Origin of the sequence: Pantoea sp. B566 (assembly GCF_024793925.1) — a bacterium.
Lineage (GTDB): Bacteria > Pseudomonadota > Gammaproteobacteria > Enterobacterales > Enterobacteriaceae > Pantoea > Pantoea ananatis.
In genome coordinates this window covers 2,979,581-3,003,918 of sequence record NZ_JANUQL010000003.1, presented here as the reverse complement: position 1 = coordinate 3,003,918, position 24,338 = coordinate 2,979,581, and the positions used below count along the sequence as shown (strand labels likewise).

15 protein-coding genes, 5 tRNA genes and 3 rRNA genes are annotated in these 24,338 nt (G+C 51.7%); 1 reads left to right on the top strand and 22 read right to left on the bottom strand.

Annotation, left to right across the window (positions count from 1 at the left end; genetic code table 11):
• Window positions 1–113 precede the first annotated feature (113 nt).
• The 12 genes from rpoB to NYE92_RS15690 all read right to left on the bottom strand — a co-directional run bounded on the left by rpoB (window position 114) and on the right by NYE92_RS15690 (window position 10,073).
• Window positions 114–4,142, bottom strand: coding sequence for a DNA-directed RNA polymerase subunit beta (gene rpoB, locus NYE92_RS15745; RefSeq protein WP_013024116.1), 4,029 nt, complete (start codon window positions 4,140–4,142; stop codon window positions 114–116).
• A 330-nt stretch (window positions 4,143–4,472) separates the two neighbouring features.
• Entirely contained in the window at window positions 4,473–4,835 is a 363-nt protein-coding gene (gene rplL / locus NYE92_RS15740; RefSeq protein ID WP_009092660.1) for a 50S ribosomal protein L7/L12, read from the bottom strand.
• 63 nt (window positions 4,836–4,898) lie between these two features.
• Window positions 4,899–5,396: a 50S ribosomal protein L10 gene (gene rplJ, locus NYE92_RS15735; RefSeq protein ID WP_003848098.1), complete on the bottom strand. Its 498-nt coding sequence runs from the start codon at window positions 5,394–5,396 to the stop codon at window positions 4,899–4,901.
• A 423-nt stretch (window positions 5,397–5,819) separates the two neighbouring features.
• Window positions 5,820–6,524 (bottom strand): 50S ribosomal protein L1, encoded by a 705-nt coding sequence (gene rplA / locus NYE92_RS15730; protein ID WP_013024115.1) that lies wholly within the window; start codon window positions 6,522–6,524, stop codon window positions 5,820–5,822.
• 3 nt (window positions 6,525–6,527) lie between these two features.
• A complete protein-coding gene (gene rplK / locus NYE92_RS15725) occupies window positions 6,528–6,956 on the bottom strand; it encodes a 50S ribosomal protein L11 (RefSeq protein ID WP_006121495.1) in 429 nt (142 codons plus the stop codon).
• A 148-nt stretch (window positions 6,957–7,104) separates the two neighbouring features.
• Window positions 7,105–7,650: a transcription termination/antitermination protein NusG gene (nusG, locus tag NYE92_RS15720; RefSeq protein ID WP_003848088.1), complete on the bottom strand. Its 546-nt coding sequence runs from the start codon at window positions 7,648–7,650 to the stop codon at window positions 7,105–7,107.
• Window position 7,651: 1 nt separating this feature from the next.
• Entirely contained in the window at window positions 7,652–8,035 is a 384-nt protein-coding gene (gene secE / locus NYE92_RS15715; protein WP_014606967.1) for a preprotein translocase subunit SecE, read from the bottom strand.
• A 229-nt stretch (window positions 8,036–8,264) separates the two neighbouring features.
• Window positions 8,265–9,449 carry an elongation factor Tu gene (gene tuf, locus NYE92_RS15710; protein ID WP_013027471.1) on the bottom strand — a complete coding sequence of 395 codons (1,185 nt, stop codon included), beginning with the start codon at window positions 9,447–9,449 and terminating at the stop codon, window positions 8,265–8,267.
• Window positions 9,450–9,556: 107 nt separating this feature from the next.
• Window positions 9,557–9,632 (bottom strand) — tRNA-Thr (locus NYE92_RS15705).
• A gap of 5 nt (window positions 9,633–9,637) precedes the next feature.
• A tRNA-Gly gene (locus NYE92_RS15700) sits at window positions 9,638–9,712 on the bottom strand.
• A 193-nt stretch (window positions 9,713–9,905) separates the two neighbouring features.
• A tRNA-Tyr gene (locus tag NYE92_RS15695) sits at window positions 9,906–9,990 on the bottom strand.
• Window positions 9,991–9,997: 7 nt separating this feature from the next.
• A tRNA-Thr gene (locus NYE92_RS15690) sits at window positions 9,998–10,073 on the bottom strand.
• 1,155 nt (window positions 10,074–11,228) lie between these two features.
• Between NYE92_RS15690 and coaA the strand changes: the two genes are divergently transcribed.
• A complete protein-coding gene (gene coaA / locus NYE92_RS15685; RefSeq protein ID WP_013024113.1) occupies window positions 11,229–12,176 on the top strand; it encodes a type I pantothenate kinase in 948 nt (315 codons plus the stop codon).
• A 45-nt stretch (window positions 12,177–12,221) separates the two neighbouring features.
• On the opposite strand, the gene birA is transcribed toward coaA, so the two are convergent.
• From birA to pepQ, 10 genes are all read right to left on the bottom strand, one after another.
• On the bottom strand, window positions 12,222–13,181 hold the full coding sequence (gene birA, locus NYE92_RS15680) for a bifunctional biotin--[acetyl-CoA-carboxylase] ligase/biotin operon repressor BirA (RefSeq protein WP_013024112.1): 960 nt from the start codon (window positions 13,179–13,181) through the stop codon (window positions 12,222–12,224).
• Window positions 13,178–14,215 (bottom strand): UDP-N-acetylmuramate dehydrogenase, encoded by a 1,038-nt coding sequence (gene murB / locus NYE92_RS15675; protein ID WP_029569348.1) that lies wholly within the window; start codon window positions 14,213–14,215, stop codon window positions 13,178–13,180. The genes birA and murB overlap by 4 nt, the downstream gene beginning before the upstream one ends.
• 361 nt (window positions 14,216–14,576) lie before the next feature.
• Window positions 14,577–14,692: ribosomal RNA gene (gene rrf, locus NYE92_RS15670) — 5S ribosomal RNA — on the bottom strand.
• Window positions 14,693–14,921: 229 nt separating this feature from the next.
• Window positions 14,922–17,829: ribosomal RNA gene (locus NYE92_RS15665) — 23S ribosomal RNA — on the bottom strand.
• A 240-nt stretch (window positions 17,830–18,069) separates the two neighbouring features.
• Window positions 18,070–18,144: transfer RNA gene (locus tag NYE92_RS15660), tRNA-Glu, on the bottom strand.
• 90 nt (window positions 18,145–18,234) lie between these two features.
• A 16S ribosomal RNA gene (locus NYE92_RS15655) occupies window positions 18,235–19,776 on the bottom strand.
• The 16S, 23S and 5S rRNA genes sit together here with 1 tRNA gene alongside, the layout of an rRNA operon.
• Window positions 19,777–20,185: 409 nt before the next feature.
• Entirely contained in the window at window positions 20,186–20,722 is a 537-nt protein-coding gene (gene hemG, locus NYE92_RS15650) for a menaquinone-dependent protoporphyrinogen IX dehydrogenase (protein WP_014606970.1), read from the bottom strand.
• Between the two features lie 18 nt (window positions 20,723–20,740).
• A complete protein-coding gene (gene trkH, locus NYE92_RS15645; protein ID WP_013024109.1) occupies window positions 20,741–22,192 on the bottom strand; it encodes a Trk system potassium transporter TrkH in 1,452 nt (483 codons plus the stop codon).
• 31 nt (window positions 22,193–22,223) lie between these two features.
• Window positions 22,224–22,841: an IMPACT family protein gene (locus tag NYE92_RS15640; protein WP_013024108.1), complete on the bottom strand. Its 618-nt coding sequence runs from the start codon at window positions 22,839–22,841 to the stop codon at window positions 22,224–22,226.
• Entirely contained in the window at window positions 22,841–24,172 is a 1,332-nt protein-coding gene (gene pepQ, locus NYE92_RS15635; RefSeq protein WP_013024107.1) for a Xaa-Pro dipeptidase, read from the bottom strand. Before pepQ ends, NYE92_RS15640 begins: the two co-directional genes overlap by 1 nt.
• Window positions 24,173–24,338: the final 166 nt, after the last annotated feature.

Below are 24,338 nucleotides of genomic sequence, written 5' to 3'. Positions count from 1 at the left end.
TGCTCCCGTCGGAGTGAGACTCAGGGGCGTCCAACCGAAATTGAACGCCCCATAACCAGTACAAATGCGAGCGCGTTAACCCTGCGCTTCCAGGCCAGGCCTGTTACTGAGGGTTACTCGTCTTCCAGCTCGATGTTGATACCCAGCGAGCGAATCTCTTTCAACAGTACGTTGAACGATTCTGGCATGCCAGGTTCCATCTGATGGTTGCCATCCACGATGTTCTTATACATCTTGGTACGGCCGTTGACGTCATCAGACTTAACGGTAAGCATTTCCTGAAGGGTATACGCAGCACCGTAAGCTTCCAGCGCCCATACTTCCATCTCACCGAAGCGCTGACCACCGAACTGTGCCTTACCACCCAGCGGCTGCTGAGTAACGAGGCTATAGGAACCGGTAGAACGTGCGTGCATCTTGTCATCAACCAGGTGGTTGAGTTTCAGCATGTACATATAGCCTACGGTTACCTGACGTTCGAACTGCTCACCAGTACGGCCATCAAACAGGGTAATCTGACCGGAAGAAGGCAGACCGCCGAGCTCTAACAGCTCTTTGATTTCGCTCTCTTTCGCACCATCAAACACCGGCGTGGCAATTGGCATACCTTTTTTCAGGTTCTCAGCCAGGCGCAGAACTTCGTCATCAGTAAAGGTGTTCAGGTCAACTTTCTGACGCACATCGGTGCCCAGATCGTAAGCACGCTGGATGAATTCGCGCAGCTTGGCGACTTCTTCCTGCTTTTTCAGCATCGCGTTGATCTTCTCGCCGATACCTTTCGCTGCCATCCCCAGGTGAGTCTCAAGGATCTGACCGATGTTCATACGCGAAGGTACGCCCAGCGGGTTCAGTACGATATCGACCGGCGTACCGTTCTCATCGTAAGGCATGTCTTCGATTGGGTTGATCTTAGAGATAACACCTTTGTTACCGTGACGACCTGCCATTTTATCACCAGGCTGAATCTGACGTTTAACAGCCAGATAAACCTTAACGATTTTCAGCACGCCAGGTGCCAGATCATCGCCTTGGGTGATTTTACGACGCTTACCTTCGAGTTTTTTCTCAAACTCGTGCTTCAGTTCGTCGTACTGCTCTGCCAGCTGCTCCAGCTGGTTTTGCTTGGCTTCGTCAGTCAGACCCAGCTCCAGCCAACGCTCACGCGGCAGCTTGTCCAGTTTGTCTGCTTCAACGCCACCGGAAATCAGGACAGACTGGATACGGCTAAACAGGCCCGCTTCCAGGATCTGCAGCTCTTCAGACAGGTCTTTCTTGGCCTGCTTCAGCTGCATTTCTTCGATTTCCAGCGCACGCTTGTCTTTTTCCACGCCATCGCGGGTGAAGACCTGAACGTCGATAACGGTACCGGAAACACCGTTCGGTACACGCAGAGAAGAGTCTTTAACGTCAGACGCTTTCTCACCGAAGATCGCACGCAGCAGCTTCTCTTCTGGCGTCAGCTGGGTTTCGCCTTTTGGCGTCACCTTACCAACCAGAATGTCACCGCCGGTCACTTCAGCACCGATATAAACGATACCGGACTCATCCAGTTTAGAGAGTGCAGCTTCGCCCACGTTCGGGATGTCAGCCGTGATCTCTTCTGGCCCCAGCTTGGTGTCACGAGACACACAGGCCAGTTCCTGAATGTGGATGGTGGTGAAGCGATCTTCCTGCACTACGCGCTCGGAGACTAAAATGGAGTCTTCGAAGTTGTAACCGTTCCACGGCATGAACGCGACGCGCATGTTCTGACCCAGCGCCAACTCACCGAGATCGGTAGACGGGCCGTCAGCCAGCACATCACCACGTTCAACGGGCTCACCCAGAGAGACACACGGCATCTGATTGATACAGGTGTTCTGGTTAGAACGGGTGTATTTGGTCAGGTTGTAGATGTCGATACCCGCTTCGCCCGGGTACATCTCGTCTTCGTTAACTTTAATAACGATACGTGATGCATCAACGTACTGAACGGTACCACCACGTTTCGCAACAGCGGTAACACCGGAGTCAACGGCTACAGCGCGCTCCATACCGGTACCTACCAGCGGCTTATCAGCACGCAGAGTAGGAACGGCCTGACGTTGCATGTTCGCACCCATCAGGGCGCGGTTAGCATCATCGTGTTCCAGGAACGGAATCAGTGACGCACCGACAGAAACCACCTGCTGGGTGGAAACGTCCATGTAGTCAACCTGATCGCGGCTGAACAGACTTGATTCGCCTTTGCTACGGCAGGTGACCAGGTCATCAACGAACGCACCTTCTTCTGACAGATTGGTGTTCGCCTGCGCGATAACGTAGTTACCTTCTTCGATTGCAGAAAGGTAATGAATTTCATCGGAAACCACACCGTCAATAACGCGACGATAAGGGGTTTCCAGGAAACCGTACTCGTTCGTCTGCGCGTACACAGACAAGGAGTTGATCAGACCGATGTTCGGACCTTCAGGGGTTTCGATTGGGCAGACACGACCGTAGTGCGTTGGGTGTACGTCACGCACTTCGAAGCCGGCACGCTCACGGGTTAAACCGCCCGGGCCGAGAGCAGAGATACGACGCTTGTGCGTAATCTCTGACAAGGGGTTGTTCTGATCCATAAACTGAGACAGCTGGCTGGAACCAAAGAACTCTTTCACCGCCGCCGAAATTGGCTTGGCGTTGATCATGTCCTGTGGCATCAGCGTATCGAGGTCGCCCAGAGAAAGACGCTCTTTCACTGCACGCTCAACACGGACCAGACCGACGCGGAACTGGTTTTCAGCCATTTCACCGACTGAACGAATACGACGGTTACCGAGGTGGTCGATATCGTCCACTTCGCCTTTACCGTTACGGATGTCGATCAGTTTTTTCATCACTTCGATGATGTCTTCTTTGCTCAGGATACCTGAACCTTCGATCTCATCACGCAGCAATGAACGGTTGAACTTCATGCGGCCGACTGCAGAAAGATCGTAACGATCTTCAGAGAAGAACAGGTTCTCAAACAGGTTCTCTGCAGCTTCACGCGTTGGCGGCTCACCAGGACGCATCATGCGGTAGATCTCAACCAGCGCGCTCAGGCGATCGTTGGTTGGGTCAACGCGCAGCGTCTCGGAGATGTATGGGCCGTGATCCAAATCGTTGGTGAACAGCGTTTCAATGCGCTTGTGACCCGACTGGCTCAGCTTCGCCAGCAGATCCAGCGACAGTTCCATGTTGGCCGCAACGATCAGCTCACCGGTATTCTCATCGATGTAGTCTTTAGAGACCACTTTGCCCGCAATGTATTCCACAGGGACTTCGATGTGTTGGATACCGTCTTTTTCCAACTGACGAATATGACGCGCAGTGATGCGACGCCCTTTCTCAACGTAGACCGTGCCATTCGATTCGATATCGAAGGTCGCGGTTTCACCGCGCAGGCGCTCTGGCACCAGTTCCATCTGCAGCTTGTTGTCACGGATTTCGTACACCACTTTCTCGAAGAACACGTCGAGAATTTGAGCAGTGGTGTAATGCAGTGCGCGCAGAATGATACTGGCCGGCAGCTTACGACGACGGTCAATACGGACGAAAAGGTTGTCTTTCGGGTCAAACTCGAAGTCGAGCCATGAACCACGGTAAGGGATGATACGTGCGTTATACAGCACTTTACCCGAGGAGTGGGTTTTACCCTTATCGCTGTCAAAGAACACGCCAGGACTACGATGCAGCTGAGAAACGATAACACGTTCAGTACCGTTGATAACAAAGGTACCGTTGTCAGTCATGAGTGGAATTTCACCCATGTAGACTTCTTGTTCTTTAATGTCTTTTACTGTGCCTTCTGGCGCTTCGCGCTCATAGATCACCAGACGCAGTTTCACGCGCAGCGGTGCCGAGTAGGTCACGCCACGGATCTGACACTCTTTCACGTCAAAGACAGGTTCACCTAAGCGATAGCTGACATACTGCAACTCAGAGTTGCCGCTGTAGCTCGCAATAGGGAATACAGAGCGGAATGCAGCTTCCAGTCCGTACTGACCTTCTGGATCTTGCTCGATAAACTTCTGAAACGAATCAAGCTGGATGGAAAGGAGATAAGGTATGTCCAAAACTTGCGGACGTTTACCAAAATCCTTACGAATACGTTTTTTCTCGGTATAGGAGTAAACCATAGGGTTCCTCAGCTAGCTGACAAGTCGACCCACGCTGTCCGTCCTGACAGGACAGTTCATGCAACACGATTTTGTTTGATTCACCTACTGCTCTGCAGTACGTGCAATACCTCTTTCTATCACGCTTAAATCATTTCATTGCTTCAGCGTGGGCAGGGAACCCGCACGGGAAAGCAGTATATTAAGTCGTCGATAGAGAAAGATATTGATGAGCAACAATGGACAAACAGTGCGAAACCCCATTGAGGCCCTGGAGCGCAAAAAGGCTGGTGACCAAAAAGTCACCAGCCATCAGTCTGAAACTACTCAGACTGCAACCCGAGGGTTGTCTTACTTAACTTCAACTTCAGCGCCAGCTTCTTTCAGAGCAGCTTCAAGTGCAGCTGCGTCATCTTTGCTGATGCCTTCTTTGATCACGCCAGTTGCTTCAACCAGATCTTTGGCTTCTTTCAGGCCCAGACCAGTTGCGGTACGTACGGCTTTGATTACTGCAACTTTGTTCGCGCCAACAGCTTTCAGAACGACGTCGAATTCAGTTTTCTCTTCAACAGCTTCAGCTGGGCCAGCAGCAACAGCTACAGCAGCAGCAGCAGAAACGCCGAATTTTTCTTCCATAGCAGAAACCAGCTCAACTACTTCCATTACGGACATAGCAGCAACGGCTTCCAGAATTTGGTCTTTAGTAATAGACATAACAATTGTTCCTAAGAATCAGAAAAAGTTTATACGTTAGCAAGTGCGAACAAAAGAGAGGCCTTAAGCCGCTTCTTTTGCATCGCGAACAGCAGCCAGAGTGCGAACCAGTTTGCCGGCAGCGGCTTCTTTCATGGTCGACATCAGACGTGCCAGTGCTTCTTCGTAGGTCGGCAGAGTTGCCAGACGGTCAATATTGGCCGCCGTGATCAGCTCACCTTCAAAGGCTGCAGCTTTGACCTCGAATTTTGCATTCGCTTTCGCGAAATCTTTGAACAGACGAGCAGCAGCGCCCGGGTGTTCCATAGAATATGCAATCAGGGTCGGACCAACAAACGTGTCTTTCAGGCACTCGAACTGAGTACCTTCAACGACGCGGCGCAGCAGGGTGTTACGAACAACACGCATGTAAACGCCAGCTTCACGACCTGCTTTACGCAGTTCGGTCATTTTATCAACGGTAACGCCACGAGAATCCGCAACAACCGCTGAAAGCGCACCTTTGGCTACTTCGCTGACTTCAGCAACAATCGCTTGTTTGTCTTGAAGATTTAATGCCATTAGCTTTAGCTCCTGGATTTGACCGGGGAAGGATTTCCCCGGAACTCACTTCACTTACTCGCCCGAAGGAAAATAAGCGCTAATACACGGTGAGCAGAATCCAGATAAGAAAAAATCTTTTGGTTCTGTCACCGTCTACGCAGGGGATTAAGCATTACATCCGAGGATGTTCCGCTCCTGCGGTCTTGGACGGAGGCCAGGATAAGGCCTGGCTCCAACCTAAAATTTGGGTCGTGTGTTGTCACTCAAACCGCATTGCGCTGGCTGTCTTTGCCCTCACCCGCCGCACAGTTCACTGTGCTTCAGGTCGCTGACTCGGCCACCGTCTTACCACGTTCTGAATAACCCACATCGACGTCTGCATTAATGCAGAACAACGGGCGTAAGATTCTAGGTGAATTTTTCGCCCGTTTCAAGTAGCAATTAGTTTGCTACGGCAGTCAGACCAGCCTGGTCAACGGCAACGCCGGCGCCCATGGTGGTAGAGATGCTAACTTTCTTGATGTACACGCCTTTCGCCTGTGCAGGTTTTGCTTTTTTCAGCGCAACCAGCAGAGATTCCAGGTTTTCTTTCAGTTTGTCAGCATCGAAGTCCACTTTACCGATGGTAGTGTGGATGATGCCGTTTTTGTCGTTACGATAACGAACCTGACCTGCTTTAGCGTTCTTAACCGCTTCAGCAACGTTAGGCGTTACAGTACCGACTTTCGGGTTTGGCATCAGGCCACGTGGACCCAGAACCTGGCCTAACTGGCCAACAACGCGCATTGCATCCGGAGAAGCAATAACAACGTCAAAGTTCATTTCGCCTTTCTTGATCTGATCGGCCAGGTCTTCCATACCTACCAGCTCAGCGCCAGCTGCTTTAGCAGCTTCAGCGTTTGCGCCCTGGGTGAAGACAGCAACACGTACTGAACGACCAGTACCGTGTGGCAGAACGGTCGCGCCGCGGACGTTCTGATCAGATTTACGTGCATCGATGCCGAGGTTAACAGCAACGTCAACGCTTTCGACGAACTTGGCAGTAGCCAGTTCTTTCAGTAAAGCGATTGCTTCAGCAATATCGTACTGCTTGGTCGCGTCAACTTTGTCGCGAATTACGCTCATGCGCTTGGTCAGCTTAGCCATTTCTTAGTCCTCTACAACCAGGCCCATGGAACGAGCAGTACCTTCGATTGAGCGAGTCATCGCTTCAACGTCAGAACCAGTCATGTCCGCAGCTTTAGTTTCTGCGATTTCACGTACCTGAGCACGAGTCACTTTACCGACTTTATCTTTGTTCGGCTTACCAGAACCAGACTTGATGCCTGCTGCTTTTTTCAGCAGAACGGCAGCCGGAGGCGTTTTGGTAATAAAGGTAAAAGAACGGTCGCTGTATACGGTGATAACAACTGGAGTCGGCAGACCTTTTTCCAGTGATTCTGTTTTGGCGTTAAACGCTTTACAGAATTCCATGATGTTAACACCCTGCTGACCCAGAGCTGGACCAACCGGTGGACTTGGGTTCGCCATACCAGCTGCAACCTGCAGCTTGACGTAGGCTTGTACTTTCTTAGCCATGATAATTCCTCAATTGGGTTATAGCGCCTGTAAAAGGCTCCCCGTGGTAACGATTTACACGCTGTTGCCAGCGCATAAAAACAAAAGGCGCGAAATTATAGTTAAATTTCGCGCCTGCTGCAACAGCCAAATTGTATGTCGGAAAAGGTTAGCCCTTCTCAACCTGACCGAAGTCGAGTTCTACTGGCGTTGCGCGTCCAAAGATGGAAACAGAAACCGTCAGGCGGCTCTTTTCGTAGTCCACATCTTCAACCACACCGTTAAAGTCGGCAAATGGACCATCGTTGACACGTACCATTTCGCCCGGCTCGAACAGCGTTTTCGGACGCGGCTTGTCGCCCACCTGCTGCAGGCGATTCATAATCGCATCGACTTCTTTGTCGCTAATCGGCGCAGGACGGTCAGAGGTACCGCCAATAAAGCCCATAACGCGCGGAACGCTGCGCACCAGGTGCCAGCTGGCGTCATTCATTACCATCTGTACCAGAACGTAGCCGGGGAAGAATTTGCGCTCGCTCTTGCGGCGTTGACCACCACGGATCTCAACAACTTCTTCTGTAGGAACCATGACGTCGCCAAACAGCTCTTCCATGTTGTGCAGTTTGATGTGCTCACGCAGCGACTGTGCTACGCGGCCTTCAAAACCGGAAAACGCCTGCACGACGTACCAGCGTTTCTTTGGAGCTTCAGACATCTCAGAACCTCAGGCCAGTGATAAACGATACCAGACGGACCAGAATACCATCCAGCCCCCACAAAATCAGTGACATCACGGCAGTAACCGCGGCAACGATTAACGTGGTATGCAGTGTTTCCTGGCGGGTTGGCCAGATAACTTTACGCATTTCGGTTCTTGCTTCACGTGCAAAGGCCACGGTTGCTTTGCCTTTTGTCGTCAAAAGCGCAATGCCGCCTGCTGCCGCAATCAGTACAACCACAGCTAACGCGCGCAAAGGCAGCGTCACATCGCGATAGAGGTAGTTACCTACGATCGCCGCAAGCAGTAATAAGACTACCACTACCCACTTCAGCGCTTCGAGGCCGCGCCCGCTCCCTTGAGCTTCGGTATTCGCACTCATAAACCAACCTGCCACAATAATTCAGAAACTATTCTGCCCCGCATTGCGAGGCATCCAAACCGAATGAGCTTTTGGGGCGTAACTCGGTATCCAGCGCCGCATAACAGAGCCTGTCTCAGCAATGATTATGGTTCAAAATCACTGATGAGTCAGGTTCTATGAAACAGCGTACAAAAAGGGCATCAAATGATGCCCTTTCCACGTGCATTGCGTCAAATATTATCGGTAATTAAGCGATAACTTTGGCAACAACACCCGCGCCAACGGTACGGCCACCTTCGCGGATTGCGAAGCGCAGACCTTCGTCCATCGCGATTGGGTGAATCAGGGTAACAACCATTTTGATGTTGTCGCCTGGCATAACCATTTCAACGCCTTCTGGCAGCTCTACTGAACCGGTCACGTCTGTGGTACGGAAGTAGAACTGTGGACGGTAGCCCTTGAAGAACGGAGTATGGCGGCCACCTTCGTCTTTAGACAGAACGTAAACTTCTGACTCGAACTTGGTGTGTGGCTTGATTGAGCCTGGCTTCGCCAGAACCTGACCACGCTGGATGTCTTCACGCTTGATACCGCGCAGCAGAACACCACAGTTTTCGCCTGCCTGACCCTGGTCCAGCAGTTTGCGGAACATTTCAACACCGGTACAGGTTGATTTCGCGGTATCTTTGATACCAACGATTTCAACTTCGTCGCCGACTTTAACGATACCGCGCTCTACACGACCGGTTACAACAGTACCACGGCCAGAGATTGAGAATACGTCTTCGATTGGCAGCAGGAATGGCATATCGATTGCACGTACTGGATCCGGGATGTAGTTATCCAGGTGACCAGCCAGCTCAACGATCTTCTCTTCCCACTCTGGGTTGCCTTCCAGCGCTTTCAGGGCTGAACCGCGAACGATTGGTGTATCGTCGCCCGGGAAGTCGTACTGTGACAGCAGGTCACGAACTTCCATCTCAACCAGTTCCAGCAGCTCTTCGTCATCAACCATGTCACACTTGTTCAGGAACACGATGATGTAAGGAACGCCTACCTGACGACCCAGCAGGATGTGCTCACGGGTCTGCGGCATTGGGCCGTCAGTCGCAGCAACAACCAGGATCGCGCCGTCCATCTGCGCAGCACCGGTGATCATGTTTTTCACATAGTCGGCGTGGCCTGGGCAGTCAACGTGCGCATAGTGGCGAGACGGGGTTTCATACTCAACGTGTGCCGTGTTGATGGTGATACCACGTGCTTTTTCTTCCGGGGTGCTGTCGATCTGATCGAACGCACGTGCCTGGCCGCCGTTGGTTTTAGCCAGAACGGTGGTGATCGCTGCAGTCAGGGTGGTTTTACCGTGGTCAACGTGACCGATGGTTCCCACGTTTACGTGCAGTTTGTTACGTTGAAATTGCTCTTTAGCCATCGCTTGTCCCTCTAAGACACGGATATATCAAAGATATCGTCACATTAACCAGGCATTGCCTGACTGCAAGGAGTTACAGAGAAAAATCAGGAGGGAGATAAAGGAAGTGGTGCTGATACCCAGAGTCGAACTGGGGACCTCACCCTTACCAAGGGTGCGCTCTACCAACTGAGCCATATCAGCACATCTGGAGCGGGCAGCGGGAATCGAACCCGCATCATCAGCTTGGAAGGCTGAGGTAATAGCCATTATACGATGCCCGCATCCTGGAACTCGGCTACCTGTTCTTTCTGTAGCTTGTGAATAACAGAGGATGTCCTCTGTTATCCTTCGCCCGTCAGCGAAGCTGACTGACTTTGACTGAGCTTACACCCAATCTGAATTCAGGGTGAGAAGAAGTGACTCACCTGCCAGATAAACAGGTTGTTTATCTGTTTCTCAACCCGGGGGTTGAAATGGTGGTGGGAGAAGGATTCGAACCTTCGAAGTCTGTGACGGCAGATTTACAGTCTGCTCCCTTTGGCCGCTCGGGAATCCCACCTACTTGATGGTGCCGGCTACCGGAATCGAACTGGTGACCTACTGATTACAAGTCAGTTGCTCTACCAACTGAGCTAAGCCGGCATCAAGTGACGCGCATTCTAGGAAGGTCGGCAGAAGGATGCAACAAAAAAATCACTGTTTTTGTTCTATCGCTTACTATTTGTGCAAAGCATCGCAATTTACCCCTGATATGCAGAAATAACATCCAATTATTGGTTAAAATTTCTCTTCACTCTCTTTCCGATAATGTTGCTCCCTCCCCCTGTCTCGCCCGCTTTCTTATCTTCATCCCTCACCTTTTCTTAGGCCTCTGCCAGAAAAATGCATTAACTGCTCAGTTTTCAATCACCTCATGCGTACTTTTATCGCGACAGGACCCTACCTAAGGCCGCAGCCTTGGGTGTTATCCCCTAAAAGTTTTCAGGCGACACTGCCCGGCCTGAAGATAAGTATCAGTATCAGGCGAAAGGCAGATAAAAACGTCACGGCTGACAGACCACCTGCGGGGCGGTACGGTGCCTGAGGAGAAAAAGGGCTGATAATCTGCACAAGCGTTCGTAGAGCGGCTGTGTGACTCACAGACAGCCTGTCATGCTCTCCACCGCATAGCAGGTCGGGTGAGCATGAAACTCAGATGCGATAAAGAACGTCGCTGACAGCCTCTATAAGAATGTCTGATGCACCAGCGTCGCTGACAGATAAGCTATGGCTGTCCTTAATACAGCAGCACGAGACCGAAGACGCCAGGGCAGACAGGGTTCACGCAATGAAGAGCAAGCGCTGACAATCTGCATGCGCCTGTACGACACAGCGCGGCTGTCTTTCGAACAGCAGGCACGGACGTTGTGCTATAGCGCCAGCTGTGCAGCATCAAAAGAGTATATCCGGGCATATCTGATGCCATGCACCCGGCCTGAACCATGCGTCACGATGACAGCGGTGCGAAAGCCAAAAACGCCTTTGCACAAAATTGCCTGATGTCTGAATGGCAATAAAAAGCATAACGATTAAAGATTTCAAGTCTCTGTACCGACGATTTATCAAATATGCGGAGAGGCTTGCGAAAGCATACCGCCGTTTATTTTTTACTTCTTTTAAAAGCTATACTGGTGATACCCTCCAGCCCATTGTTCTCGTTAATAGCCCTGTGACCGGCAATTCATTTCTCTACACGGCCCGACTCGTCATCGGCGAAAATGTACAGATCGGTTTGAATCTGCAGTCAAATGTATACTTATGGATAAAACGACATCACTTACGACGCCTTATTTACAGTTCACTCGTGAACAGTGGGCGGCATTACGCGACTCGGTTCCAATGACGCTGTCAGAGGATGAGATCGCGCAATTGAAAGGGATTAATGAAGATCTTTCAATTGAGGAAGTGGCAGAAATCTACCTGCCTCTCTCACGTCTGCTTAATTTCTATATAAGTTCAAATGTCCGCCGTCAGGCCGTGCTGGAGCAGTTTCTGGGAACGAACGGGCAAAAAATTCCTTATATCATCAGCATTGCGGGCAGCGTTGCGGTGGGCAAAAGCACCACTGCTCGTGTTTTGCAGGCGCTTCTGAGCCGCTGGCCCGGACACCGTAAGGTTGAGTTAATTACGACAGATGGTTTTCTTCATCCCAACGCCGTGCTGAAAGAGCGCGGCTTAATGAAGAAAAAAGGCTTTCCTCAGTCCTATGATATGCATCGGCTGGTGAAATTTGTTTCCGACCTTAAGTCGGGCGCCAGCCAGGTTACCGCACCCGTCTACTCCCATTTAATTTATGATGTTATTCCGGATGGCGATAAGGTTGTCCAGCAACCTGATATTCTGATTCTGGAAGGGTTAAATGTGCTGCAGAGCGGCATGGATTATCCTCACGATCCACACCATGTTTTTGTTTCCGACTTTGTGGATTTTTCAATCTATGTGGATGCTGAAGAAGATCTTTTGCAGCGCTGGTATGTGAATCGTTTCCTTAAATTTCGCCAGGGCGCTTTTACCGATCCCAACTCTTATTTTCATCACTATGCTCAGCTACCTGAAGACGAAGCCGTTAATATTGCTGGCTCGTTGTGGCGGGAGATTAACTGGTTGAATCTGAAAGAAAACATTCTTCCTACACGTGAAAGAGCCAGCTTGATTATGACGAAAAGCGGTAACCACGCGGTGGAAAAACTGCGTCTCAGAAAATAACAGGTGGCGATAAAGCCTGCCAAAAAGCAGGCTTTATTTTATTTTTCAAACCGGTCGAAGAGATATTTCTCCCCCTACCCACGATTGAATTTTTCCGTCTTGTTCCAGCTGCAAACCACCCTGATTATCAATGCCACGAGCAATACCGTGCACTTCACGTTCACCAATCAATAATTTAACCGGGCGATTGATGAAGTTGTCCAGTTCGGCCCAGCGCGTCACAAAGGGCGTTAATCCCTCCTGCTCAAATACGGGTAGTGCTTCACGCAGGCGATTAATCAGTGTTGCTGCCAGTTCATTGCGATTAATCGTCACGCCGGCTTCCTGTAAGTTAATCCAGCCCTGATTAATCTGCGCCGCTTCGGCAGTTCTCATCGCCAGATTAATTCCGGCGCCTATCACGATTTGTGCTGCATCGCCGGTTTTACCGGTTAATTCAACCAGGATCCCCGCTAACTTCCGGTCATGAAGATAAATGTCGTTAGGCCATTTTACCCGTACGTCCTGCGCACCTAACGACCTCAGCGTTTCCGCCATAATGATACCAATCACCAGGCTCAGCCCCATTGCCGCTGCCGGGCCCTGTTCCAGGCGCCAGTACATAGACATATAGAGGTTGGCACCAAAGGGTGAAAACCAGTGACGTCCGCGTCGGCCACGTCCTGCCTGCTGATATTCAGCGAGGCAGACGGATCCTGAAGGCAGAGAATGCATACGTTCGAGTAAATACTGATTAGTTGAATCAATAACCGGTATTACGGCTATATCAGCCTGAGACAGTTGCCCCAAAATCTTTTGTTCATTCAGTAACTGAAGTGGGGCTGGAAAACTGTAGCCCTTACCTGTGACGGTATATACCTCAAGGCCCCAGCTTTTTAGCGTTTGAATATGTTTATTAATCGCCGCACGGCTCATACCAAGCGTTTCACCGAGTTGCTCACCCGAGTGAAACTCACCATCGGCCAGGATATCAATTAATTTAAGCGGTACGCTATGATCCTTCATGAGATGACCTCTACAGCGTTACATTCACCCTGAGCCTGAATGAAACGAACTTCTGGCTCCAGCCAGACATTAAATTTTTCACCTACCCGGGAACGTACCTTTTTTGCCAGCGCGACAATGTCGTCAGGTGTGGCATTTTCAGCATTGATTAACACTAATGCCTGCTGCTGATGCACTGCCGCACCGCCAATTCGGCTGCCTTTAAGCTGGCATTGATCGATGAGCCAGCCTGCAGCCAGTTTAATTTCACCTGTAGGCTGAGGATAATGTGGCATCGCTGGGTACTCACTCAACAGCACAGCCGCCTGCTGGCCAGTTATCACGGGATTTTTAAAAAAACTGCCCACGTTACCGGTTATTTTCGGATCCGGTAATTTACTCTGTCGCATATGACAGACCGCATGAAAAACATCCCAGGCATTTGCCGTGGCAGGGTTTAGCGTTTTTAAATCACCGTAGGTCAGGACGGGCTGCCAGTGTTTTTTCAACGAAAATCCGACAGCGATAATCGTGTAGCCTGACTGGTACTGATGTTTGAAAATACTGTCGCGATAACCAAACTGGCAATCGTCACGGCTCAAACGCTGTGTGAGACCGGTATGCAGATTTAGTACATCGACGTATTCACATACATCTTTTAACTCAACGCCATAGGCACCGATATTCTGTATGGGTGCTGATCCTACCATTCCAGGAATGAGTGCCAGATTTTCCAGACCCGAAATCCCTTTTTCCAGGGTAGTTTTTACCAGTTGGTGCCAGTTCTCGCCCGCGCCAACGTGCAGTTTCCAGCGCTCAGTCTCATCAAGGATTTCAACCCCTGCAATGCGGTTGATCACCACCACGCCTGCAAAGTCTTCTAGGAAGAGCACGTTGCTGCCTTCCCCAAGGACCAGAAAAGGTTGCTGGCTACGCTGGCTCATTTGCCAGGCTGAAAGTATGGCTTCCGGCGATTCGGCGACAATACGTGTTTTTGCGCTGACATCAAGCCCCAGCGTGTTGTCGGCTTTTAATGAGATGTACGAACTGGACATGATACGGCCTTAACGGGTTAATCTGCCGGTAGTTTACCGCATCACAACGGTAATGCGGGGGAATTTGCATGCGATGAAAGGCTTTCAACGATTTTGCGGCTCCTGAAAATCCTGATAGCGACAGAAATAAAGTGGTTGGGTGGATACCGGGAGGCTGGCAGGTAACGATTTTCACAGTTTTGTTTCAGATGATGCTCAGAATGACGCAGTGCGGGAGAGGATTAAAGCAGCAAGAGCGGCGTTGCAGACCCGCGGTTGTATCGGGGTCATGATGAGACGGAATATGATGAGGGGTTATCTGCCAGATCGCAGACGTAAAAAAACCCTGAACGTCAGTTCAGGGCTTCTTCACTTGTTTGATGCCTGGCAGTTCCCTACTCTCGCATGGGGAGACCCCACACTACCATCGGCGCTACGGCGTTTCACTTCTGAGTTCGGCATGGGGTCAGGTGGGACCACCGCGCTACAGCCGCCAGGCAAATTCTTTGTGCTCCGTCCTGCGTCTTTCACGCTGCTGCCGCGCTGGCTTCCCTCGCGCCGCTCAGTCACATACCTCAGTATGCTCCTTCACCCCGTCTCGGTTGCCGCCTTGCACTCAGCGCAAAATCCTTCGGACTCGCGTCCGCAGAACAGAACTAAATTCTTTATCCGGTAAACAATGCTGAAAATTCAAGTCGTCTCTCTACCAAAACGCCTCTGGCGTTGTAAGGTTAAGCCTCACGGGTCATTAGTACCGGTAAGCTCAACGCATCGCTGCGCTTACACACCCGGCCTATCAACGTCGTCGTCTTCAACGTCCCTTCAGGAGCCTTAAAGGCTCAGGGAGAACTCATCTCGGGGCAAGTTTCGTGCTTAGATGCTTTCAGCACTTATCTTTTCCGCACTTAGCTACCGGGCAGTGCCACTGGCGTGACAACCCGGACACCAGCGGTGCGTTCACTCCGGTCCTCTCGTACTAGGAGCAACCCCCCTCAATTCTCCAGCGCCCACGGCAGATAGGGACCGAACTGTCTCACGACGTTCTAAACCCAGCTCGCGTACCACTTTAAACGGCGAACAGCCGTACCCTTGGGACCTACTTCAGCCCCAGGATGTGATGAGCCGACATCGAGGTGCCAAACACCGCCGTCGATATGAACTCTTGGGCGGTATCAGCCTGTTATCCCCGGAGTACCTTTTATCCGTTGAGCGATGGCCCTTCCATTCAGAACCACCGGATCACTATGACCTGCTTTCGCACCTGCTCGAGCCGTCACTCTCGCAGTCAAGCTGGCTTATGCCATTGCACTAACCTCCTGATGTCCGACCAGGATTAGCCAACCTTCGTGCTCCTCCGTTACGCTTTGGGAGGAGACCGCCCCAGTCAAACTACCCACCAGACACTGTCCGCAGCCCGGATTACGGGCCTACGTTAGAACACCAAACATTAAAGGGTGGTATTTCAAGGTCGGCTCCACGCAGACTGGCGTCCACGCTTCAAAGCCTCCCACCTATCCTACACATCAAGGCTCAGTGTTCAGTGTCAAGCTGTAGTAAAGGTTCACGGGGTCTTTCCGTCTTGCCGCGGGTACACTGCATCTTCACAGCGATTTCAATTTCACTGAGTCTCGGGTGGAGACAGCCTGGCCATCATTACGCCATTCGTGCAGGTCGGAACTTACCCGACAAGGAATTTCGCTACCTTAGGACCGTTATAGTTACGGCCGCCGTTTACCGGGGCTTCGATCAAGAGCTTCTCCTTGCGGATAACCCCATCAATTAACCTTCCGGCACCGGGCAGGCGTCACACCGTATACGTCCACTTTCGTGTTTGCACAGTGCTGTGTTTTTAATAAACAGTTGCAGCCAGCTGGTATCTTCGACTGGCTTCAGCTCCGGGAGCAAGTCCCTTCACCTACGCGCCAGCGTGCCTTCTCCCGAAGTTACGGCACCATTTTGCCTAGTTCCTTCACCCGAGTTCTCTCAAGCGCCTTGGTATTCTCTACCTGACCACCTGTGTCGGTTTGGGGTACGATTTTGTGTTACCTGATGCTTAGAGGCTTTTCCTGGAAGCAGGGCATTTATCACTTCAGCACCGTAGTGCCTCGTCGTCACGCCTCAGTGTAAAGTGAACCGGATTTGCCTGGAACACACACCTACACGCTTAAACCGGGACAACCGTCGCCCGGCCGATATAGCCTTCTCCGTCCCCCCTTCGCAGTAACACCAAGTACAGGAATATTAACCTGTTTCCCATCGACTACGCCTTTCGGCCTCGCCTTAGGGGTCGACTCACCCTGCTCCGATTAACGTTGAACAGGAACCCTTGGTCTTCCGGCGACAAGGTTTTTCACCTTGTTTATCGTTACTTATGTCAGCATTCGCACTTCTGATACCTCCAGCATGCCTCACAGCACACCTTCGACGGCTTACAGAACGCTCCCCTACCCAACAACGCATAAGCGTCGCTGCCGCAGCTTCGGTGCATGGTTTAGCCCCGTTACATCTTCCGCGCAGGCCGACTCGACCAGTGAGCTATTACGCTTTCTTTAAATGATGGCTGCTTCTAAGCCAACATCCTGGCTGTCTGGGCCTTCCCACATCGTTTCCCACTTAACCATGACTTTGGGACCTTAGCTGGCGGTCTGGGTTGTTTCCCTCTTCACGACGGACGTTAGCACCCGCCGTGTGTCTCCCGTGATAACATTCTCCGGTATTCGCAGTTTGCATCGGGTTGGTAAGCCGGGATGGCCCCCTAGCCGAAACAGTGCTCTACCCCCGGAGATGAATTCACGAGGCGCTACCTAAATAGCTTTCGGGGAGAACCAGCTATCTCCCGGTTTGATTGGCCTTTCACCCCCAGCCACAGGTCATCCGCTAATTTTTCAACATTAGTCGGTTCGGTCCTCCAGTTAGTGTTACCCAACCTTCAACCTGCCCATGGCTAGATCACCGGGTTTCGGGTCTATACCCTGCAACTTAACGCCCAGTTAAGACTCGGTTTCCCTGCGGCTCCCCTATACGGTTAACCTTGCTACAGAATATAAGTCGCTGACCCATTATACAAAAGGTACGCAGTCACCCCCATAAAGAAGGCTCCCACTGCTTGTACGTACACGGTTTCAGGTTCTGTTTCACTCCCCTCGCCGGGGTTCTTTTCGCCTTTCCCTCACGGTACTGGTTCACTATCGGTCAGTCAGGAGTATTTAGCCTTGGAGGATGGTCCCCCCATATTCAGACAGGATACCACGTGTCCCGCCTTACTCATCGAACTCACAGCCTGTGCACCTTTGTGTACGGGAGTATCACCCTGTACCCTGCGACTTTCCAGACGCTTCCACTGATGCACAAGCTGATGATGGTTCTGGGCTCCTCCCCGTTCGCTCGCCGCTACTGGGGGAATCTCGGTTGATTTCTTTTCCTCGGGGTACTTAGATGTTTCAGTTCCCCCGGTTCGCCTCATACAGCTATGTATTCACTGCATGATAGTGTGACGAGTCACACTGGGTTTCCCCATTCGGGTATCGCCGGTTGTAGCGGTTCATATCACCTTACCGGCGCTTATCGCAGATTAGCACGCCCTTCATCGCCTCTGACTGCCAGGGCATCCACCGTGTACGCTTAGTCGCTTAACCTCACAACCCACAGGCGTTTATCTGTTTCGCCGTAACGGCTTCACAGTTAGCTTGTAAGCTGTAAGCTTTTGAGAGACTCGAACACATCGTCATCATTCTTTATTACGGAAGAATGCGACGCTGTGTCGTTTCAAATTTTCAGCTTGTTCCGGATTGTTAAAGAGCAAATATCTCAAACGTGACCCTGAGGCCAGTTTTGAGATACTTCGTGGAGACACCTTTCACCTGTCACCAAGCAAGTGGCGTCCCCTAGGGGATTCGAACCCCTGTTGCCGCCGTGAAAGGGCGGAGTCCTAACCGCTAGACGAAGGGGACACTGACGTGTCTCGACTTCGCAGCCGTCTTGCTTCTTTATCTTTCTATCAGACAATCTGTGTGAGCACTTCGCGGGAAGGTATCTTCAGGTAAGGAGGTGATCCAACCGCAGGTTCCCCTACGGTTACCTTGTTACGACTTCACCCCAGTCATGAATCACAAAGTGGTAAGCGCCCTCCCGAAGGTTAAGCTACCTACTTCTTTTGCAACCCACTCCCATGGTGTGACGGGCGGTGTGTACAAGGCCCGGGAACGTATTCACCGTGGCATTCTGATCCACGATTACTAGCGATTCCGACTTCACGGAGTCGAGTTGCAGACTCCGATCCGGACTACGACGCACTTTATGAGGTCCGCTTGCTCTCGCGAGGTCGCTTCTCTTTGTATGCGCCATTGTAGCACGTGTGTAGCCCTACTCGTAAGGGCCATGATGACTTGACGTCATCCCCACCTTCCTCCGGTTTATCACCGGCAGTCTCCTTTGAGTTCCCGACCGAATCGCTGGCAACAAAGGATAAGGGTTGCGCTCGTTGCGGGACTTAACCCAACATTTCACAACACGAGCTGACGACAGCCATGCAGCACCTGTCTCAGAGTTCCCGAAGGCACCAAAGCATCTCTGCTAAGTTCTCTGGATGTCAAGAGTAGGTAAGGTTCTTCGCGTTGCATCGAATTAAACCACATGCTCCACCGCTTGTGCGGGCCCCCGTCAATTCATTTGAGTTTTAACCTTGCGGCCGTACTCCCCAGGCGGTCGACTTAACGCGTTAGCTCCGGAAGCCACTCCTCAAGGGAACAACCTCCAAGTCGACATCGTTTACGGCGTGGACTACCAGGGTATCTAATCCTGTTTGCTCCCCACGCTTTCGCACCTGAGCGTCAGTCTTCGTCCAGGGGGCCGCCTTCGCCACCGGTATTCCTCCAGATCTCTACGCATTTCACCGCTACACCTGGAATTCTACCCCCCTCTACGAGACTCAAGCCTGCCAGTTTCAAATGCAGTTCCCAGGTTAAGCCCGGGGATTTCACATCTGACTTAACAGACCGCCTGCGTGCGCTTTACGCCCAGTAATTCCGATTAACGCTTGCACCCTCCGTATTACCGCGGCTGCTGGCACGGAGTTAGCCGGTGCTTCTTCTGCGGGTAACGTCAATCGACGCGGTTATTAACCACATCGCCTTCCTCCCCGCTGAAAGTACTTTACAACCCGAAGGCCTTCTTCATACACGCGGCATGGCTGCATCAGGCTTGCGCCCATTGTGCAATATTCCCCACTGCTGCCTCCCGTAGGAGTCTGGACCGTGTCTCAGTTCCAGTGTGGCTGGTCATCCTCTCAGACCAGCTAGGGATCGTCGCCTAGGTGGGCCGTTACCCCGCCTACTAGCTAATCCCATCTGGGTTCATCCGATAGTGAGAGGCCCGAAGGTCCCCCTCTTTGGTCTTGCGACGTTATGCGGTATTAGCCACCGTTTCCAGTGGTTATCCCCCTCTATCGGGCAGATCCCCAGACATTACTCACCCGTCCGCCACTCGTCACCCGAGGAGCAAGCTCCTCTGTGCTACCGTCCGACTTGCATGTGTTAGGCCTGCCGCCAGCGTTCAATCTGAGCCATGATCAAACTCTTCAATTTAAAGTTTGATTTGCTGAAACCAGTTCAGCGGTGCTCATCTGTAAAACGTCATAATGAATTTCATTATGTGTTCACTCGTGAGGCTTTGATATTTTTTACGTCCGGAGACGCTGATATCAATCCTGCGAGTGCCCACACAGATTGTCTGATAAATTGTTAAAGAGCAGTGCGAACAGCGGGTTAACCGTCTGTCGCGAGGTGGCGTATATTACGCTTTCCTCCTTCAGAGTCAACCTCTTTTTCAGAAGTTTTTCTCCGGCGGCTCAGTTGCCTGACCCTCTCAACACCGCATTCCGTAAGCCGTTGTGCCGTGTCGATGGAGGCGCATTATAGGGAGTTCGCGCGGCCTGACAAGGGTTAATTGCAAAAAGATTACTGTTCGTCTCAAATTTCGCCAAATCGCGTTATTTCAGTACGATTTGCCTGGTAACTGTGCAAAATCCCTGGCAAAACGCTGCACCTGTTGCCAGTCCGTGTATTCCACTTCTTTAGATGCATCCGTTTCACCGCCAGTCATCCGCATAATGAATTGAATCATGACCCGGTCAAACCAACGATAGCGCGGATAATAGAGTGCGCCAGCAAAGACGGCGCAGCAATCAGGCTGCCAGGGCGACTGTGCTAAAAACTTGACGGTATAAGCATTCGTTTCCGGTGAGCGCTTCTCAGGCTTGCGCGCCGTCAGGTTAACGGAGAAAAAGCCGCTTACGCGCTGCTGCAGTGCAAGAAGGTTGTGCTTAACAAATTCGTTTACGACAGGCTGGAAATGACCATAGCGGATTGAAGCACCAATCAACACCCGATCGTACTGCTGCCAGTCGAGTGTCTTTGCATCCTGGATATTGATGACATCGCAAGATTGCTGGCCCTTAATCTCATCAGCAATAGCCGAGGCTATTTTTTGCGTCTGACCATCGCGGGTGGAAAAGAGAATTAACGCTTTCATTATGTTCATCCTTATTCGTTATTCCCGCCAGAAGGTCGGCGTGAACAACACCAGCAACGTGAAAACCTCAAGGCGACCAAACAGCATAGTAGAAATCAAAATCCACTTAGCTACATCGTTCATTGAGGTGAAGTTATCGGCAACTACGCCCAGGCCCGGGCCAAGATTGTTTAACGTTGCCGCAACCGCAGCAAACGCTGAGAAATCATCAACGCCGGTGGCAATAATGGCCAGCATGCTGATCAGGAACACCAACGCGTATGCCGAAAAGAATCCCCATACGGCTTCAAGGATACGTTCCGGAAGCGCACGATTGCCCAGTTTGATGGTGTAAACCGCATTGGGATGGACAAGCCGCTTAAGCTCACGGTTACCCTGTTTGCACAGCAGCAGAATACGAATCACTTTTAAACCGCCGCCGGTAGAACCCGCACAGCCGCCAATAAATGCAGAACACAACAGCAACACCGGTAGAAACAGCGGCCAGCGCGCAATACTGTCCGTGGTGAATCCCGCAGTGGTTGCCATGGATACCACCTGGAAAAAGGCCTGGTTCAGCGTTTGCCAGCCACTGTCATACACATTGTGGAGCCACAAGACGATGGTGCAAATCAGCACCAGCGTCAGCTGCACCCCGATAAACATCCGGAACTCGGGATCGCGCCAGTAGGCTCGCAGATTGCGGTTACTCAGTAATGAGAAGTGTAGGCCGTAGTTACAACCGGAGATCAGCAGGAACACCGCCACGATGGTGTTGATCGTTCCACTCTGGAAATAGCCGATACTGGCATCATGCGTTGAAAAACCGCCAATGGCGATAGTGGAAAAACTGTGGCCGATTGCATCAAAGGCAGGCATCCCGGCAAACCACAGGGCCAGCGCGCAGGCAATCGTCAGTAACACATAGATGAGCCAGAGCGTCTTGGCCGTTTCCGCAATGCGCGGGCGCATTTTGTTGTCTTTCAATGGGCCAGGCATTTCAGCACGATACAACTGCATGCCACCGACGCCCAGAATCGGCAGGATAGCCACGGCCAGCACAATGATCCCCATGCCGCCAAGCCACTGCAGCATCTGGCGATAGAACAAAATGGCTTTAGGCAAGGAGTCCAGCCCCACCAGCGTGGTCGCGCCCGTGGTAGTTAATCCGGAAAAGGATTCAAAAAAGGCATCCGTAACGGACAGGTGCGGCTGTTCAGCAAAGATAAAGGGCATGGCACCGACGCTGCCCAGCACGGTCCAGAACAATACGACTATCAGAAACCCTTCGCGCGGCTTGAGTTCCGTTTTCTTCTTGCGGTTTGGCCACCACAATAACGAACCAATCACCAGGGCCATCATAAACGTCTGGCTGAAGGCGCGGCCCGCGCCATCCCGATAAATCAGCGCAACGAGGCCGGGTAAAATCATCGTTACCGAGAAGAGGATCACCAGCAGACCGACAATGCGGGTAATGGCGCGAAAGTGCATTAAGCCGTTCCTTTAATTAAAGAGAAGAACATCATGGTGTAAGCGGAAGAAGCGTTAACGCACCCCGGCTGAAGTCTGACAGGTTTTGCTTAAATCCATCAATATGTCCATAAGGCAAAGCCAGCGTCATAGTGATACGGTCAAGATACTGACTTTCAGAAATGCTCCCTTCAAAGCGCTGCACCAGGCGCTCAATATCGCTCAACTGGGCGTAATCGCACTGTAACGTGAACAGTTTTACCGGAACTTTTCGCTGGCGCTCAAGCTGTTTCAACCCTTGTTGGACACCGCCGCCATAAGCCTTAACCAGGCCCCCCGTCCCCAACATAATGCCGCCGTAGTAGCGCACGACCACTGCCGTAATTTCTCCGATATCGGCACCCATTAACTGCGCGAGCATGGGTTTACCTGCCGTCCCGGAAGGCTCACCATCATCGGAAAAGCCCAACTGCTGTGAGTCGTTGGGCGCACCCGCTACCCAGGCCCAGCAATGATGCCGGGCCGTCGGGTGATCCTGCTTGACCTGCTGGACAAAAGCCCGCGCCGCGTCCACGCCACAGGTGTGAGCCAGCAGCGTAATAAACCGGCTTTTTTTGATCGTCTCCTCGCTGACGCTGAGCGCCTGCGCAGGAATATCAAACGCCTCCATCAGGCAAGATGCAGGTCGCGCGTCATGTTTTCGACGCGGTTCGCATGGATAATCACGTTGTCCTCAATGCGGATACCGCCATAAGGCTTAAGCGCATCCAGTGCCTGCCAGTTAAAATGCGCGCTGAATTTGCCTTCTCGCAGCGGGGCCAGCAGTGAATCAATAATATAGAAGCCTGGCTCAATGGTTAACACCATCCCAGGCTGGATAACCCGGGTGCAGCGCAGATAAGGATATTGCTCTGGCGCGGCCAGGTGCGTACCGGTTTCATCCTGCATAAAGCCCGCGACATCGTGGACCTGCAAGCCCAGCGGATGGCCTAAACCGTGTGGCATAAAGGGGCCGGTCAAATCCTCGGCTACCAGCGCCTCTTCGCTTATCCCGTGGACCAAATCAAACTTCGTCAGCAATTTCGCAATACGTTGATGCATTTGCAGATGATAATCGGTGTAGCGCACGCCCGCTTTCAGCGTAGCAATCAACGCCAGCTCTTCCGTATTCATCGCCTCAACCATTTTGGCATACAGCGTGCCGCTTTGTGCGGCATAACTGCGCGTCAGATCGGCGGCATAGCCTTGATATTCCGCTCCGGCATCAATCAAAAAACTGTAACGCTTAGCCGGTGGCTGATGGTCCAGTTTGGTGTAGTGCAACACGGCGGCATGCTCATTCAGGGCGATAATATTGCCATAGGGCACATCGGTATCGCGATGTCCGGTTGCCGTCAGGTAAGCCTGATTGATATCAAATTCACTCAGGCCGGCAGAAAAGGCCTCTTTCGCCGCACGATGCCCGGCCACGGCAATTTTTTGCGCCTGACGCATACAGCTGAGCTCGTAATCGGTTTTTATGCTGCGATGGTAATGCAGGAAATCGATCACGCCTTTTGGATTAATATTTCCCGCCTTAATCCCTAATTGCGCCGCACGTTCGATCACCGGGCCAATGTAGGCGACGTTTTCACGCTGGGCTGGCAGAAGATCGCCGATGGCATTCGCGTTTGCCAGGCCGATAATCTCAACGTCATCGGTCCAGAAACTGTGCGGAAGTGGTTCAACGTTATGCCAGTAGTCCACCGGAGAGTAAAACCACAACTTCGGTTTGTTCACACCGTCAATCCACAACCAACAGTTTGGCACCTGGGTTACGGGCACCCATGCCTTAAATTGCGGGTTAACCTTAAACGGATAAGTATGATCGTCCAGAAACACGGTGAGCAACTCGCCGGAATGGATCAGCATGGCATCCAGTTTATGACGTGCCAATACCTGCTGAGCACGTTGTTGCAAGGTCGTAATATGCGCGTGATACAAGCTTTTTAATGAATCCATTGCCGCCTCTCCAGTGTCCGGAAAAGCCGCAGTTTATCACAGCCAAAATACGGATGCCGGGTTCAGGGCGGCTGTGATCTTGTTAGCAAATAAACAAAGAGCTGTTTGCAAAAAATTAACATCGCTCCCAAACTCACGATCATCTGGTATGACCAGATCACCTTTC